Genomic DNA, 15922 nt, shown 5'->3' with positions numbered 1-15922 from the left:
GGACGCTCCAGGGGTTCACGGGTGCGGACGTGCCTCTCCCATCATCGCCCACGTGGATTCGGGGTGACGTCCGGGCAACCCCCCGGCGGCGCGGGGCGTCCCCTCCCCCGTGAGATGACCGTCTGGGGGACCTTTCGATGCGCAGACCACGCTGGTGGGCCGAGCTGTCGCTGATCGCCGTCGTGTACGCCGCCTACTCGGGCGGGCGGCTCCTCGTACGGGGCGACGAGGCCTCGGCCGTCGAGCACGGGCTCGCGATCCTGCGCGTCGAGGAGATGTTCGGGATCGACGCGGAGCATCCGCTGAACCGGCTGTTCACGGACGTGCCCGCGCTCGGGATCCCGGCGGACTTCGCGTACGCCTCCCTGCACTACCTCGTCACCCCGGCGATCCTGGTGTGGCTCTTCCGCCGCAGGCCCGCGCAGTACCGGGCCGCCCGCACCTGGCTGATGCTCTCCACCCTGCTCGGTCTCGTCGGCTTCACCCTGCTGCCCACCTGCCCGCCCAGGCTGCTCGACCCGGCGTACGGCTTCACCGACACGATGGCGCACTTCAGCGCGTACGGCTGGTGGGGCGGCGAGGCCAGCGCGCCACGCGGGCTCGGCGGTCTGACCAACCAGTACGCGGCCATGCCCAGCCTCCACGTCGGCTGGGCGCTGTGGTGCGGGGTGATGCTGTGGCGGTACGGGCGGACGCCGGCGGCGAAGGCCCTGGGGGTGGCGTATCCGCTGCTCACGACGGTCGTCGTGATGGGGACGGCCAACCACTATCTGCTCGACGCGGTCGCCGGTGCGGCGGTGATGGGCGCCGGTCTGCTGTTGACCCCGTACGCGCTGCGGCTCGCCCGTCGGGTGCGCGGAACGGGCGAAGCGCCTCCGGTTGTCAGTGGCGGATGCGAGACTTCCACGGGTGAGCGCATCCCTGGACAGCGGTCTGTCACTCCCTCCGCAGACGACACGTCGAAAGCTGCTCGCTGAGCTGCGCGGACCGGCCACCGTGCCGCGCCCGCTGGACGCGCGGGCGCTCGCGGCGCTCGCCGCGAATCCCGGCTGCCGGCGGCGGGCCCTGCTCGACGGCGCGGGGGTCGACAAGTCCGCGCTGGCCGCGAAGCTCGGCTCGCCGGCCCCGTTCGGGCAGTCGCAGTTCGCGATCGTGCGGGGCAACTCCTTCGAGGCGAAGGTCAAGGCGGACGGCGGCCGTGAGCTGCTGCGCCTGATCGGGGTCGAGGACCCGGGCACGGTGTCCGTGCCCGAGCTGGCGGCGGCCGGTCCCGAGGGGCGGGTGGCGCGCACGGCGCTCGCGCTGCGGGAGGCGACCGCGGCCGGGGCGTGGACGCTGCTCGACCATCCGCTGCTCGCCCTTGAGGTGGCGGGCTCACCGGTGTATCTGGAGCCGGACGCGGTGGTGGTCCGTCCCGACGGCGGGTGGACGGTCGTGGAGATCAAGTCGTTCCCGATGGTCGACGGCGCCGCCGACGCGTCGAAGGTGGGCGCGGCGGCCCGTCAGGCCGCGGTGTACGTGCTGGCGCTCGAACGGGTCGCGGAGCTCACGGAGGGCGCGCGGGTCGCGCAGTCGGTGCTGCTCGTCTGCCCTAAGGACTTCTCGAACGTGCCGACGGCTTCGGTCGTCGACGTACGCAAGCAGCGGTCGGTGACCCGGCGTCAGCTCGCCCGGCTGACCCGGATCGACGAGATCGCGGGCGCCCTGCCGGAGGGCACGAGCTTCGACGTGCTGGAGCGCTCGGCGGCGGAGCTGACGGCGGCCGTGGAGTCCGTCCCCCATCAGTACGCGCCGGAGTGCCTGGCCGCCTGTGAGCTGGCCTTCCACTGCCGGTCGCGGTCCCGGGAGGCGGGCGCGGTGGAGACCCTGGGCCGTTCGGTACGGGGTGAGCTGGGCGGCCTGCCGACGGTCGGCGCGGTCCTCGCGGCCTCGCGCGGTGAGGAGGGCGACCCGGAGGACCCGGCGGTGGCGGCGCTGCGGCGGGCGCGGGCGCTGCGGGCGGAGGCCCTGTCGGGGGCCGCGGGGGTGGCGGCGTGTCGCTGATCTCCACCCTGGCCCGGATGGAGGCCGTCGAGTCGGGCCGGGCGCAGCCCCTCGCGACCGTCCGGCACCGGCGGCTGTCCGAGCGGCCGCTCGTCCTCGTGCCGCTGACGACGGCCGGTGAGGCGGGCGCCCCGCTGGGCGCCCTGGTCGGCACCGACCGGGAGGAGCCCCGGCTCCTCGTGGTGGCCCAGCCCCGGGACCGGGACCTGCGGTTCGCGTTCCTCGCCGACCTGGCGGAGGAGGTCCTGCCGTACATCGACTCGTTCGCGGACGTCGTGGAGGCGGTGGAGAAGAACGAGACGGACCCGGAGACCGGCAAGAAGGTGAAGGTCGAGGTCGAGCTGTGCGCGGACGCGCCGCAGCTGATCGTGCCGAGCCGGGCCGGTATCGAGTACGTACGGCTCCTCGGGCGGTCGACGCGGTTCCGGCGGACGGCCGAGCAGGACCCGGAGACGCCGTTCCCCGCGCCGCCGCGCGTGCCGCTGCTCGGACGGTGGCTGACGCACTTCGGCGACCGGGCCCGGGTGCCCGGCTCCTCACTGCTGCTCGCGGCGACCGACCTCCTCAACCGGCACTGGGCGACGGGCCAGTCCTCCCTCGAGGACCAGCACCTGGGCGCGCTGCTCGCCTGGATCGACCCGTACGACGGGGAGCCGGGCGCGGAGGGCGCGCTGCGGGCCGAGACGGGCCGGGACTCCCGGGGCCAGCTGCTGTGCCCGCCCGCCGGGCCCGCCACCGACCCCGCCTTCGACAACCAGCTCCTCGCGCCCGCGATCGAGCGGTACGACCGGGCCCGGCAGGCGCTCGGCGCGGCCGAGGACGGCGAGAGCGCCGACACGGGCCTCGGTGAGCTGCACGCGGCCGAGCGGGAGCTGCGCCGCCTCGTCGTCTCCCAGCTGAAGCCGACCTGGGAGGCGGTCTGGCGGGCAATCGACCTGCTGCGGGAGCTGCCCGAGGGCGCCAGGGTCGAGGACCGCTGGACCCGGGACCGCTGGTCCTTCACCGGTCACCGGGACCGGGTCACGGCCGGCGAGCCGCCGCAGCCGCGCCGCGACGACGCGGTGACGGCGGCCCGGAAGCTCGCGGCCCGCGAGCAGGCGCAGGGGCAGCTGGAGGCGCAGGAGGCCCTCGACGATCCGCTGGTGCTCGCCGGGCGTCGCCTCGCGGGCGAGGCGTTCACGGCCGAGGTGGCCGAGGTGACGATGGCGTGGACGGAGTCGAAGCGGCCCGCGCCGCGCCCGCTCCTCACGGTCCGCACGGACGACCGGCCGCACCTGGGCGAGCGCGTGAAGGTGTACCGCTCGCTCGACGGGAAGCCGCAGTCGGCGGAGTTCGTGCGGTACGAGGAGGACGGCTCGCTGCTGTTGCGGCTCCTCGACAAGATGGGCCGGTCGAAGGAGCCCGTGGCGGGTTCGGTGCCGGAGAAGGGCGAGCGGATCGCCTGGACTCTGTTCGAGCACGACCAGCGAGTGGGCCCGCAGCTGCCGGACGCGGAGGAGACGCCCTGGACACACGGCGGTCCGCCCCGGTCGGACGCCGTGGAACTGCCCGACGCCGTGACCCCCGAGGACGTGCTGTGACCGTGTTCGATCCTTCCGCCGAGGCCGGGCGGGCGACGGACGCCATCCTGGCGGACACCCTGCACGGCACCGCGCGCGGTGTCGTCGTGGACTCCCCGCCCGGGGCCGGGAAGTCGACGCTCGTGGTGCGGGCCGCGCTCGAACTGGCCGCTGTCGGGCGCCCCCTGATGGTGGTGGCCCAGACGAACGCGCAGGTGGACGACCTGGTGCTGCGGCTCGCCGAGAAGGAGCCGGAGCTCAAGGTGGGCCGGCTGCACTCGAACGACTCCGACCCGTACGACAAGGCGCTCGACGACCTGGCCAACGTACGGAAGTCGGCGAAGGCGGGTGAGCTGGCCGGGCTTCCGGTGGTGATCTCCACGGCCGCCAAGTGGGGGCACGTGAAGAACGTCGAACCCTGGGCGCACGCGATCGTCGACGAGGCGTACCAGATGCGTTCGGACGCGCTGCTCGCCGTGGCGGGGCTCTTCGAGCGGGCGCTGTTCGTGGGCGACCCGGGGCAGCTCGATCCCTTCTCTGTGGTGGGCGCCGAGCAGTGGGCGGGGCTCACCTACGACCCGTCGGCGAGCGCGGTCTCCACCCTGCTCGCGCACAACCCGCACCTGCCGCAGCACCGGCTTCCGGTGTCCTGGCGGCTGCCCGCGTCGGCGGCGCCGCTGGTGTCGGACGCGTTCTACCCGTTCACGCCGTTCCGCAGCGGCACCGGGCACGGGGACCGGAAGCTGACCTTCGGGGTGCCGTCGGACGGTTCGGGCCCGGACCGGGTCCTCGACGAGGCGGCGGAGTCGGGCTGGGGCCTGCTCGAACTCCCGGCCCGGCACACCCCGCGCACCGACCCCGAGGCCGTGCGGGCGGTGGCCCTGGTGGTGCGCCGGCTCCTGGACCGGGGCGGGGCGGCGGTCTCGGAGCGCTCGGAGACCCCCGTGCCCCTCACCCCGGACCGGGTCGCGGTCGGCACCGCCCACCGGGACCAGGCGGCCGCGGTGCGGGCGGCGCTCACGGAGCTCGGGGTGACGGGCGTGACGGTGGACACCGCGAACCGGTTGCAGGGACGTGAGTACGACGTGACGGTCGTCCTCCACCCGCTGTCGGGGCGTCCGGACGCGACGGCCTTCCATCTGGAGACGGGCCGGCTGTGCGTCCTCGCGTCCCGGCACCGGCACGCGTGCGTGGTGGTCTGCCGGGCGGGCGTGGCGGAACTCCTCGACGAGCATCCGTCGACGGAGCCGGTGCAGCTGGGTGTCGCGGTGTCGTTCCCGGACGGCTGGGAGGCGAACCACGCGGTCCTCTCCCACCTGGAGGAACACCGGGTGAGCTGGACGCCGTGAGCAGTGTGCCGCCGCCGGGGCGGCCTGGGGCCAGTCGGCCGTCCTGAGCGCGGCGACCCGCGGGCCCGGGGGTCAGTCGGCCGTCCTGAGCGCGGCGGCGTGGCCGAGGAGTTCGTCGACCGTCCACTGGTCGTAGACGTGCTCGCCGTACTTCACGGCGGCGACGCGGCCGCCGGGCTCGATGAGGAAGTCGGCGGGGAGTCCGGTCCTGCCGTTGGGCTGGGAGGGCGCGGGCAGCTTCTCCCGGCCCCTGAGCACCTCTCCGACGCCCCGGAGAACGGCCCGGACGATCGCGGGCCAGGCGCGCCGGTCGAGCAGGGACCTGCGGTGGGCCTCCACCCCGAACTCGGCGTACAGCCGTTTGGCGGGGTCCGCGACCACGGCGAACGGCAGATGGGCCACGTGCGCGCGGAGTTCCTCGGCGGGCGAGTGGAAGAGCACCACCTCCCGGATCCCGGCGCGCTCGATCTCCTCGTGCCGCTGGACCACGGACCGCAGGTGGAGGTTGCAGACCGGGCAGCCGGCGAAGCGCCGGAACTGGACGTGGGTGAGCCGCTCGGGGTCGGGGAGGGTGAGCGGCGGGCCGAGGACGGGGGCGAGCGTGCGGGCGGGCACGGAGCTGCCGGGGGCGAGGCGGGTGCGGGACGGGGTCGGGGGCGGAGTCGGTGGCGGAGTCGGAGTCGGGTTCGCGGGCGTGTTGACGGGCGCGTCGGCGGGCGGGCGCATGGGGCACCTTCCTCGGGTCCTCGGAGGCGAGAGCACGTAGGCGTACGTCGTACTCCTAACAGCGTAGGCGTCGGCCGTACGCTGTCAACCGTCATGCCACGACCTCGTACCCTCACCCAGGACCAGCTGGCCGCCGCGGCCCTCGCCGTCATCGACCGCGAGGGGCTCGCCGCCCTCTCCATGCGCGTCGTCGCCAAGGAACTCGGCATGAGCCCCATGGGGCTCTACCGGTACGTGACCGACCGGGAGGAACTGGAGGGGCTCGTGGCCGAACGCGTCCTGGCCACGGTCGACGCCACCCCGCCCGGCCCGGACACCCCCTGGCGGGAGCGGATCGAGGTCATGGCCGGACGGCTGCGGGACGGCGTCGCCGCGCACCCGGCGGCCATCCCCCTCACGCTCTCCCACCGGCACCGCGCGAGCGGAGGGCTGCGCTGGTCGGAGACCGTGCTCGGGATCCTGGCCGAGGCCGGAATCGACGGCGAGCGGCGCGTCATCGCGCTGCGCGCGCTCCACGGCTACCTCACCGGGGCGATCCAGCTCCAGCACCTGGGGCCGCTCGCCGGCGCGGGTACGACGGTCATCACGGCGCTGCCGGAGGACCGATTCCCCCGCCTGACGGAGACCGCGCGCGCCGCCCGTACGGTCACCCCGGACCAGGAGTTCTTCGGCGGGCTCCGGCTGCTCCTGCGCGGTCTCGACGGCTGAAACCCCCAGCCGGCCGGGGCTCGGGAGCTTCGCGGGGGCGTGTGGGGGAACGTACGCGCTCTTGCGGGGCGCGGGACAATGGAAGACGGCCCGGGTCTCCGGGCCGTGCCTGTGCGAGGAGGAGACGAACGATGGCGGAACCCGCGGAACGAAGCGGACAGCGGCGGCTCAGGCCGGCTCCGCTGATCTTCGAGCCTGCCGAGGCGACCGCCGACCCGGAGCACTTCTTCGACCTGGAGTCGATGGAGGACCCACGGGAGCTGCTGTCCCGCGCGACGGAGCTGACGCTCGCGTTCCGCGCGGCGACGGACCGGGCGACCGAGTTCCAGGCGATCGCGGCGGCACAGTTGGCGGACCCGCGCCGCTTCGACCGGCTGACGCCGGCGGACGTCGCGGAGCGGGCGCAGTGGACCGAGGACTACGCCCGGAAGATGATCGAGTTCGGCCGCGACCTGATCCGCACGAACGGCGGCCCGGCGGAGGAGTAGGCCGGGAGGGGCGGACCCTGAAGCCGGGATCGACTGGTCCCGCGGGCGGCCCTGCGCCCGCCCTTCCGAGGTGCCGTCTGGCATATGCGGGCCGCACGATACTCCCCGTCCGACCCTCCTGTCCGGGATTCCGTGAACTCTCGGCGATCGTCTCGTCACGCGCGGTAGATCTGGAGTCATGACGACCTGGCTGCGCGACGAGACCCCGCACGACATCTTCCGGTTTCTCCGGGAGGGCGACGAGGGGCGGCACCAGACGGCTCGGGTGACCGGCGACGGGGCCGCCTGGCTCGCATCGGCCGTCGGGGGGCGAGGGGGCGCGCTCACCCGCTGGGAGGCCCGGCCCGCCTCGCCCGCCGCGCTGCCGTGCGGGACGGTCTTCGACGTCGTCAACGTGGACCCGGTCTTCGGGCGGCGGATGCTGGACCGACTGTGGACGGAGGGCCCGGGGTCCGGGCCGGTCGCCACGCACCGGGGCCGGATGATGCTGTTCGCCGCGCCCGGCACGGCCCAGCGGCTGCCGGCCCTCCTCGACTGGGAGGAGTGGAGCGACGCGGTCCCCCGACCGCTCTGCCACGGGGTCGGGGACGCGGTGACCGTGCCCCCGCTCGCCCCCACCGACAGCGCAGGACCCCGCTGGCTGGTGGCCCCCGACACCCGGCACCCCTGGCTGCCGGGCCCCGAGGTCGTGCTCTGGGCCTGCGTGCGGGCCGTCCGGGCGGTCTCCGCCGCCGACGTGCGGGTATCGATTTTTCCTCCCGCCGATCCGGGTGCTAATGTCTACGACGTCAGCAGGCGCCGCTAGCTCAGTTGGTTAGAGCAGCTGACTCTTAATCAGCGGGTCCGGGGTTCGAGTCCCTGGCGGCGCACAGACGGAAGAAGCCCCTCGCGGAAGCGAGGGGCTTCTTCGTGTTCCGGGCCGGGGCCCTGCGCGGTCAGTCGACGGCGGGCGGGGTGACCCTGACCGTCCAGCCGTCCGTCTCCGTGCGGTCCATGACCTCGACCCTGACCCCGGTCCCCGGCACGGTGAGGGTCTCGCCCTCCTCCAGCGGGGCGTCCGCGAGCGGCGGGTAGACGGACCGCTCCCAGCAGGCGTCGGTGCGCGGGTGGGCGTCGACGACCTCGACCGGGCCGTCGCCTGACGCGGCGCCGCCCCGTACCCGGTAGACGAGTACGCCCTCGGTGCAGGTGTCGGCGTTGTTCCCGGCGTCGGTCCTCGCCTCGACCGCGAGGACGCTGTCGGGGCCGGTGCGGACCACCGCGAGCCGGGTGCCGAGGGTGCCGCCGGCCGCCGGCGGGGCGTCGGTCGGTTCCAGACTGACCATGCGGGGGCCGGCGCCCTGGACACAGGTCACCTGGGCGCCGGAGAGCCAGCCGAGCTTCCACTTGTGCCAGCCGAAGAGGTCGGGGGAGAGCCCGAACTGGCTGCCCATGACGTCCCAGTCACCCACATGGGTGTCCCAGTCGCCCTTGCCGTCCACCGGGCGGTGGTAGAGGTCGGGCAGGTCGAAGACGTGGCCGGTCTCATGGGCGAGCACGTTGCGGTCGGGCGGGTGCCGCTCGAAAACGGTGACGACCCGCTTGATCTCGGTGCCGTCGACCTCCAGCGGCTGTTCGAGGTTGACCACCTTGGTCGCGTCGGAGTCCACGCCGGGCGCGTCCGGGTCGGCGACCAGGTAGACGATGTCGTACCGGGAGAAGTCGACGCTCGCGTCGGCGGCGGCGATGCCGTCGCGGAGGTAGGCGGCGCGCTGCCCGGAGTCCCAGTCACGCCGTATGTCGTACGCGGCCGACTCCTTCGGCATGGGGGTCCAGGCGCGCTGGGGGTGCGGGCGCAGGGTGAAGCGCCCGTAGGAGGCGCGCGAGAAGTAGTCGCTGGTGGCGGGGAAGTGGTCGGCGGCGAGGTCGGCCGGTGTGGTCAGCGGCTCGGCGTCCGGGAAGGAGAGGAAGATCATGACCGCGTCGAGGGCGCGGTCGGGGCGCGGGTACGACCTGTTCCAGGTATCGAGGCCGAGCGAGTGATGGGCCGAGGTGCGGGGCAGGGCGCAGGGGCCCGCCGAGGACGCGCCGACGGCGGGGCCGGCGACGAGCCCGGTGGCGGCCAGGGCGGCGAACGAGGTGAAGGCCGCCGCGCCGGCACGCAGCCGCGAGCGTTCCACTCCCCCGGGTGGCTGCTGACCCCTCACGTGGACCTCCGGATCGCTGATGCGGGATACCCCACCCACCTTGTGATGGTTTGCGGCGTTTCGCATGTTTCCGCTGCCCCGGTCGGGTGAGGGCGCGCCATGGGGTCGACGCGACACGAGCACGGTTCAGCTCACGGAAAGTCACATTCGGTCACGTCGTCGTCGACCCGTGTCAGACCCGTACAGAAACGATCGTGCAGGGTGCCGCGGTGGTCAGCCTCACAGCGTCGCACGCCCCCTGGAGGCGGCCCGGAGCTGGAACGCTCCCCCGCGCTGGCTCTATGATCGGCTCACTCTTCCTTGGCCGACCGTCCCGACCACATGTGACCGGCCCGACTGCACTACGGGAGCGAGCGGTGAGCGGAACCCCCGAAGGACCGGTGCACCCAGAGCCGCCGGAGAAGCACGCGGCAGAGTCCGCACTCACGGAGCGTCACCCCGGACTTTCGGCCGAGCGTCGCGCCGCCGAACTCCGCGACTACCGCGCCGCCTTCCGTGTCGCGCAGCTCGCCATGGCCGTCGTCGACCAGGACGGCGTCGTCGTCGCGGCCAATGACTCCTTCTGCACCCTCCTCGGCACCGAGGCCGGGGCGCTCCGGGAGCAGGCCGCCTCCGATCTCGTCGACCTCGCGTCCGACGGGCGCACCTGGCACGCGTACCGCGAGGTGCTGCGCGGCCGCCGCTCCCGCTTCCGCTGTACGCGACGCCTCAAGCACCCCGACGGGCGCTCGCTGTGGGCGGAGGTCACCGTCGCGCCCGTGCCCGACAGCCGGCGCGTGCTGCTCTCGATCGCGGACATCAGCGACCGCCGCGAGCTCCAGGCGCGGCTCCGTCACCTCCAGATGCACGACCCGGTGACCCGACTGCCCAACCGCGCGCTGTTCTTCGAGCGTCTCTCCGCCGCCCTGGAGGCCTCGGCCGAGGACGCCGGGGACGCCGTCGGCGCCGGGGAGGCGGCGGGGGCCGGGCACGCGGAAGAGACCGGGCGGACGGAGAGCGCCCGGGCCAAGGCCGCGAACAGCTCTTCGTACGAGTCCTACGGGTATGGCAGAACAGGGCGGATCGGTCTCTGCTACCTCGACCTCGACGGGTTCAAGGCCGTCAACGACACCCTCGGCCACCGCGTCGGCGACCGGCTCCTCGCCGCCGTCGCCGGCCGGCTGACGGAGTGCGCGGACAGCGACGGCTACACCCGCAGCGGCGGTCATCTGGTGGCGCGGCTCGGCGGGGACGAGTTCGCGATCCTGGTCGAGGACTCCACCGGCACGGAACAACTCGCGGACCTGGCGCGCTCGGTGCTCGACGCGCTCCAGCACCCCTTCGACCTGGCCGGTCAGCGGCTCGCGGTCTCCGCCTCGATCGGCGTCGTCGAGCGCTCGGGGCACGGGACGACCGCGACCGCCCTCATGCAGGCCGCGGACACCACGCTGTACTGGGCGAAGGCCGACGGCAAGGCCCGCTGGACCCTCTTCGACCCGGAGCGCAACGCGCACCGGATGACCCGGCAGGCGCTCTCCTCCACGCTGCGGCCCGCCGTGGAGCGCGGCGAGTTCGGCCTGGAGTACCAGCCGCTCGTGGACCTGGTCGACGGGGCGGTGCGGGGGGTGGAGGCGCTGGTGCGCTGGAACCACCCGCAGTTCGGTTCACTGGCGCCGAATCGGTTCATCGGAATCGCCGAGGAGGACGGCTCCATCGTGGAGCTGGGCCGGTGGGTGCTGCGGACGGCGTGCCGGCAGGCCCGGCAGTGGCAGAAGGACCATCCGCGCGAGCGTCCGATCTTCGTGAGCGTCAATGTGGCGGTCCGTCAGGTCTGGGACTCCGACCTGGTCGCGGACGTGGCCGGCATCCTCGCGGAGACCGGCCTCGCCCCGCATCTGCTCCAGCTGGAGCTGACGGAGTCCGCCGTGATGGGTTCGGCCGGCCGGCCGCTCCAGGCGCTCCAGGCGCTGAGCGACATGGGCGTGCGGATCGCGATCGACGACTTCGGCACCGGCTACTCGAACCTCGCCTACCTGAGCCGGCTGCCGGTGTCGGTGCTCAAGCTGGACGGCTCCTTCGTACGCGGTTTCCAGGACGAGGAGCACGCCAACCCGGCGGACGAGCTGATCGTCGAGGCGTTGGTCCAGCTCGCGCACCGGCTGGGGCTCACGGTCACCGCCGAGTGCGTCGAGACATCGGGGCAGGCGAGCCGGCTGCGCCGGATCGGCTGCGACACGGGGCAGGGCTGGCTGTACTCGCGGGCGGTGGCCCCGGACCGTATCGCCGAGCTGATCGGCACGGAGCCGCTGCGGGTGTGACCCCGAGGGTCATGGACATGGAACTGCCCCCGGCCGGAGGGACATTCCGGGCGGGGGCAGCGGTTCATACGGGATTCAGCGGGTCAGGGCCTCAGCAGGCGCCCTGGTCCTTCCAGACGCCCCACTCGCCGGTGGTGCCGGGGGCCTCGTTCTGCGTCCACCACTGGGCGAGCCACTTGCGGCCGTTGTGGGAGACGACCGTGCCGCCGTTGTAGACCGTGCCGGCCACGTACGCCGGGACCGAACCGCAGCCCGTGGGCGGCGTCGTCGGAGGCGTGGTCGGAGGCGTGGTGGGCGGGGTGGTCGGGGGCGTCGTCGGCGGGGTGGTCGGCGGCGTCGTGGTCGGCGGGGTGGTGGTGGCGCCGAGCGCGGTGTTGATCTGGGTCAGCAGGGTGGCGTTGTTGTCCAGGCCGAGGAGCGAGTACATCATCGCGCCGGCCAGGCCGCGCTGCTTGCCGTAGTCCACCCGGGCCTGGATGGACTTCTGGTTGAGACCGGTGAAGAACTCGCCGTCCTTGTAGAAGTACGAGGACTTCGACCGGTCGTCCCAGAAGGTGGTCGCCGCGTTGTCGACGATGCCGCCGAGCTCCTTGTAGTGCGCGATGCCGGCCTGCTGGGAGAGGGGGCGGGCGTTCGAGCCGCCGGTGGCGGTCTGGGCGAGGCCGTTGGTGGTACCGGCCGGGACGCCCTTCCAGCCGCGGTAGTAGAACTCGTAGCCCAGGGTCAGCTTGTTGGCGGGGAAGCCGCCCGCGATGCCGTAGGCCGGGTTGCCGTCGATCCAGGAGTCGATGGCCGAGTCGATGCTGTACTTCTCGGTGCCCGGCGCAATCGGGTCGGTCGGGTCGTTCGGCGAGGGGTGCAGCGGGGACTGGTGGTACGTCGGCCCGTCGCCGTCCCAGGCGCCGTGCATGTCGTACGTCATGATGTTGGCGTAGTCCAAGTACTGGCCGATCTTGTCGGTCTCGATGTACTTGATCTTGTCCTGGCCGGCCGGGAGGGCCGAGGTCAGCAGGTACTTCTTGCCGCCGTTGGCCGCGCCGTGCGCGTCGAGCTGCTTGCGGAACTCGGCGAGGAGCAGCGTGAAGTTCTGCTTGTCCTCGGGGCCGTAGTGGTTGCCCAGGTGGCCGCCGGAGGAGCCCGGGTACTCCCAGTCGATGTCGATGCCGTCGAAGATGCCGGCCGCCGTGCCCGCGCCGCCGAAGCCGCCCTCGACCGGCAGGTTGCCCTTGATGTACTGGTCGATGCAGGAGGTCACGAGCTTCTTGCGGCTCGCGTCCGTCTTCGCCGCGTCGTGGAAGTACTTGGAGTAGGTCCAGCCGCCGAGCGAGATGTTGATCTTCAGGTGGGGGTACTTCGCCTTCAGTTCCTTGAACTGGTTGAAGACGCCCACGATCGGCTGGTCCCACTTGTCGGCGACGCCGTCCACGCTGTCCGCCGCGCTGAAGGACTTCTGGTAGTCGGCGTACGAGTCGCCCGCACCGTCACCCGCGTTGGGGTTGTTGTCGTCACCCGCGGCCTTGTTGGCCATGAAACAGGTGAGGTTGGTGGGGTGGATGTTGCCGAACGAGTAGTTGATGACGTCCAGCTGGCTCGCGATGCCCCGGGTGTCGAGGTGCTTGGGGTAGAACGCGTTGCCGTAGACGCTCCACTGGTCGTAGTACGCGATGCGCACATTGCCCGCAGAGGCAGTGGTCGTCGTGTCGGCCGCCTGGGCGGAGCCGAGGCCGACGGTCGCCGCGAGGGCGCCGCCGACGAGGGCCGAGCTGAGGAGCGCGGCGATCAAAGGCTTACGGGGGTGCACGTGCGGCCTCCATCGGGGGGAGTGCGGGGGTGGTGCCGTACAGGAGCTGGAGCAGTGATAACCGGCGCGTGAACAGTGCGTCAATGGTCTGAACCAGATTGAGGACTAGACCAATTCGCGGAAGAAAGGCCTTGTCAGGAGGGTGCAGCACAAAGCGGAACCGCCCGCCACCATCGGTGACGAGCGGTTTAAGGTTCACTTAGGGGTGCCGCGAGGGTCGTTCAAGAAGGAACCAACGAGGCACGGAATCCAGGGTTTTTACCTGGACGACTCCGAGGGACCGACGGGGCGCGGCGACTCCGGGAGGTCCGGGGACTGCGGGAGGTCGGCGGCTCCGGGAGGTCCGGCAACCTCGGGAGGTCGGCGGCTACGGGACGTCCGGCAGCTCCGGGAGGTCGTACGCGTCCGCGACGAGTTCGTAGCTCCGCAGCCGCGCCTCCCCGCCGTGCGCGTTCGCCGTGATCATCAGCTCGTCGGCGCCCGTCCGCTTCCGGAGGTCGTCCAGACCCGTGCGGACCTCGTCGGCGGAGCCGTACACGACGTTCGCGAGCCAGCTGTCCACGAACTCCCGCTCGGCGGGGCTGAACGCGTACGCCTCCGCCTCCTCGGGCGTCGGGATGAGGCCCGGCCGGCCGGTGCGCAGCCGCAGCATCGACAGCGCGCCCGTCAGCACCTGGCGGTGCGCCTCCTTCGGGTCGTCGGCGGCGAGCGCCGAGACGCCGATCATCGCGTACGGGGTGTCGAGGTGCTCCGACGGCCGGAAGGTCTCCCGGTAGAGGTCCAGCGCCGGGATCGTGTTCCTGGCCGAGAAGTGGTGGGCGAAGGCGAACGGCAGGCCGAGGAGACCGGCGAGCCGGGCGCTGAAGCCGGAGGAGCCGAGCAGCCAGACCGGCGGGCGCCCCTTCGGGCCCTGCACCGGCCCGGGTACGGCGTGGATCCGGGCGTACGGGTGCCCGTCCGGGAAGTCGTCGTCCAGGAACCGGGTCAGCTCGGAGAGCTGCTCGGGGAAGTCGTCGGCGCCCTCGTTCAGGGTGTTCGTGCGCCGCAGGGCCGCGGCCGTGGCCCCGTCGGTGCCGGGGGCGCGTCCGAGGCCGAGGTCGATCCGGCCCGGGGCGAAGGCCTCCAGGGTGCCGAACTGCTCGGCGATGACGAGCGGGGCGTGGTTGGGCAGCATGACGCCGCCCGAGCCGAGGCGGATGCGCCGGGTGTGGGCGGCGAGGTGGGCGAGGATGACCGCAGGGGAGGAGGAGGCGACGCCGGGCATGGAGTGGTGCTCGGCCACCCAGTGGCGGTGGAAGCCCCGCCGCTCGGCGAGCCGGCTGAGCTCGACGCTGGTGGCCAGCGCCTGGGTCGCGGTCCTCCCGCTGCCGACGGTCACCAGGTCCAGTACGGACAGCGGTACGGGCGCGGTCCCCCGCGCCTCTCCTCGAATAGCGTCGGTCACCTTCGGGACTCTCCTCGGCACACGTGCGGGCACTTCGTCAGGGGCATAACAGGAGGGTGTCTCCGGTTATTCCACCGGTTCGCGGCGGCTCCCGGCGGCTGTCGGCGGTTCTCGGCCAGTGGAGGGGCCGCATCCGACTCCGCTTCCCCCTGAAATATCTTGCGTTCCCCACGAGCCGAACGCCTGCGCGAACACCCGCGCACACGGCCCTGACCTCAGGCTCTACCGCGCACTCATGACCTTGGCATATGCCAGGGTGGCGAGCCCCAGCGTAGGGCCCGGATGCTCCGCATCATTCTCGCCAACAGCCGCCCCGTAAACGGTGCTTGGCGGTTATCGTGGTACGAAAGCTTGCGGTCACAACCTGGTAGGGGGAAACCGTGGCGCTGAAGCCCGAGCCCACCGCGCCGTTCCATTCGGTGCAATACGCCCTGCGCGTCCTCGAGACGATCTCGCGGCACGGTGGCGGAGTGACAGACGTCCAGATCGCGCGCGAGACCGGCCTGCCCGTCGCCCACCTCTCCTCGCTGCTCCTCATGCTCCGCCGCGAGGGGTACGTCGAACAGGTCGCCGACGGCGCGTACGTGATCGGGGACTCCCTCGTCCTCCTCGGCTCCGGCATGACCCGCCGCGAAGCCCTGCAGGCCAAGCTCCAGGAGACCCTCACCGAACTGCGCGACTCCGTCGGCGCGGCGGTCTACATCAGCCGGTACATCGACGGCGAGGTGAAGATCACCCAGTTCGCCGACGGCCCGCGCACCCCCGCGGTCAACGAGTGGGTGGACTTCCGCTCGGCGGCGCACGCCAGCGCGGTCGGCAAGTGCCTGCTCACCCAGCTCGACCAGAACGGGCGGCGGGACCACCTCTCCCGGCACAAGATCGCCCGGCTGACCTCCCGGACGATCACCAGCGAGCGGATCCTCTTCTCCAAGCTCGACAGCCAGCCGCCGACCGTCCCCGTGCTCGACCTCCAGGAGTACGCGGTGGGCACGGTCTGCGCCGCCGTCCCCCTGACGGCGGGCTCCGCCGTGGGCTGCCTGGCGCTCTCCCTGCCGATCGAGCACGCCCACCGGCTGCGCTCGGCGGCCGACACGCTGAACCGCAGGGCCGCGCCGGTGGTGCTCTCGCTGGCGATCTGAGCCGTGGAAGGACCTGGCCCCGCGGGTGGTCGGAAGCACCCCGCGGGACCAGGTAGTATTTTCTCTGTCAGCAGGCGCCGCTAGCTCAGTTGGTTAGAGCAGCTGACTCTTAATCAGCGGGTCCGGGGTTCGAGTCCCTGGCGGCGCACAGACGGAAGAAGCCCCTCGCGGAAGCGGGGGGC

General features: G+C 72.7%; 13 protein-coding genes and 2 tRNA genes. 11 read left to right on the top strand and 4 right to left on the bottom strand.

What is annotated here, in order from left to right:
- The first annotated feature begins 137 nt into the window (after nt 1-137).
- From ACIRB7_RS05810 to ACIRB7_RS05795, 4 genes are read left to right on the top strand one after another with little or no spacing between them, the layout of a single operon-like run.
- Complete coding sequence (locus ACIRB7_RS05810) at nt 138-977, top strand: phosphatase PAP2 family protein (protein ID WP_403592891.1); 840 nt, start codon at nt 138-140, stop codon at nt 975-977.
- Nucleotides 910-2043: a hypothetical protein gene (locus ACIRB7_RS05805; protein WP_403592889.1), complete on the top strand. Its 1134-nt coding sequence runs from the start codon at nt 910-912 to the stop codon at nt 2041-2043. The genes ACIRB7_RS05810 and ACIRB7_RS05805 overlap by 68 nt, the downstream gene beginning before the upstream one ends.
- Nucleotides 2034-3623: a hypothetical protein gene (locus ACIRB7_RS05800; RefSeq protein ID WP_403592886.1), complete on the top strand. Its 1590-nt coding sequence runs from the start codon at nt 2034-2036 to the stop codon at nt 3621-3623. The genes ACIRB7_RS05805 and ACIRB7_RS05800 overlap by 10 nt, the downstream gene beginning before the upstream one ends.
- A complete protein-coding gene (locus ACIRB7_RS05795) occupies nt 3620-4951 on the top strand; it encodes an AAA domain-containing protein (RefSeq protein ID WP_403592883.1) in 1332 nt (443 codons plus the stop codon). Before ACIRB7_RS05800 ends, ACIRB7_RS05795 begins: the two co-directional genes overlap by 4 nt.
- Nucleotides 4952-5023: 72 nt before the next feature.
- Here ACIRB7_RS05795 and ACIRB7_RS05790 read toward each other — a convergent pair whose 3' ends face one another.
- Nucleotides 5024-5677: a peroxiredoxin-like family protein gene (locus ACIRB7_RS05790; RefSeq protein WP_403592880.1), complete on the bottom strand. Its 654-nt coding sequence runs from the start codon at nt 5675-5677 to the stop codon at nt 5024-5026.
- A gap of 93 nt (nt 5678-5770) precedes the next feature.
- Here ACIRB7_RS05790 and ACIRB7_RS05785 point away from each other — a divergent pair, with 93 nt between their 5' ends.
- The 4 genes from ACIRB7_RS05785 (at nt 5771) to ACIRB7_RS05770 (ending at nt 7742) form a co-directional block, all read left to right on the top strand.
- Nucleotides 5771-6385 (top strand): TetR/AcrR family transcriptional regulator, encoded by a 615-nt coding sequence (locus ACIRB7_RS05785; protein WP_403592877.1) that lies wholly within the window; start codon nt 5771-5773, stop codon nt 6383-6385.
- Nucleotides 6386-6516: 131 nt separating this feature from the next.
- Nucleotides 6517-6873 (top strand): hypothetical protein, encoded by a 357-nt coding sequence (locus ACIRB7_RS05780; RefSeq protein ID WP_403592874.1) that lies wholly within the window; start codon nt 6517-6519, stop codon nt 6871-6873.
- A 178-nt stretch (nt 6874-7051) separates the two neighbouring features.
- A complete protein-coding gene (locus ACIRB7_RS05775) occupies nt 7052-7678 on the top strand; it encodes a hypothetical protein (RefSeq protein WP_403592871.1) in 627 nt (208 codons plus the stop codon).
- Nucleotides 7669-7742: transfer RNA gene (locus tag ACIRB7_RS05770), tRNA-Lys, on the top strand. The genes ACIRB7_RS05775 and ACIRB7_RS05770 overlap by 10 nt, the downstream gene beginning before the upstream one ends.
- Before the next feature lie 66 nt (nt 7743-7808).
- On the opposite strand, the gene ACIRB7_RS05765 is transcribed toward ACIRB7_RS05770, so the two are convergent.
- Nucleotides 7809-9059, bottom strand: coding sequence for a M6 family metalloprotease domain-containing protein (locus ACIRB7_RS05765; RefSeq protein WP_403592868.1), 1251 nt, complete (start codon nt 9057-9059; stop codon nt 7809-7811).
- Nucleotides 9060-9415: 356 nt separating this feature from the next.
- On the opposite strand from ACIRB7_RS05765, the gene ACIRB7_RS05760 reads away from it, so the two are divergent.
- Nucleotides 9416-11356, top strand: a complete 1941-nt coding sequence (locus tag ACIRB7_RS05760; RefSeq protein WP_403592865.1) for a putative bifunctional diguanylate cyclase/phosphodiesterase — start codon at nt 9416-9418, stop codon at nt 11354-11356.
- 91 nt (nt 11357-11447) lie between these two features.
- On the opposite strand, the gene ACIRB7_RS05755 is transcribed toward ACIRB7_RS05760, so the two are convergent.
- Both ACIRB7_RS05755 and ACIRB7_RS05750 read right to left on the bottom strand, forming a co-directional pair.
- Nucleotides 11448-13157, bottom strand: coding sequence for a glycosyl hydrolase family 18 protein (locus tag ACIRB7_RS05755; protein ID WP_403592862.1), 1710 nt, complete (start codon nt 13155-13157; stop codon nt 11448-11450).
- 367 nt (nt 13158-13524) lie between these two features.
- Nucleotides 13525-14601 (bottom strand): LLM class flavin-dependent oxidoreductase, encoded by a 1077-nt coding sequence (locus ACIRB7_RS05750; RefSeq protein ID WP_403592859.1) that lies wholly within the window; start codon nt 14599-14601, stop codon nt 13525-13527.
- A gap of 380 nt (nt 14602-14981) precedes the next feature.
- On the opposite strand from ACIRB7_RS05750, the gene ACIRB7_RS05745 reads away from it, so the two are divergent.
- The gene (locus tag ACIRB7_RS05745; RefSeq protein WP_403592856.1) at nt 14982-15740 is read left to right on the top strand and encodes an IclR family transcriptional regulator; all 759 of its coding nucleotides are present in this window, start codon (nt 14982-14984) and stop codon (nt 15738-15740) included.
- A 74-nt stretch (nt 15741-15814) separates the two neighbouring features.
- Nucleotides 15815-15888: transfer RNA gene (locus tag ACIRB7_RS05740), tRNA-Lys, on the top strand.
- The last annotated feature ends 34 nt before the right edge of the window (nt 15889-15922 follow it).

It is taken from the genome of Streptomyces sp. NPDC093795 (genome assembly GCF_044764665.1).
Lineage (GTDB): Bacteria > Actinomycetota > Actinomycetes > Streptomycetales > Streptomycetaceae > Streptomyces.
The sequence above is the reverse complement of the archived record's forward strand: the minus strand, read 5'-3'. Positions and strand labels throughout refer to the sequence as shown.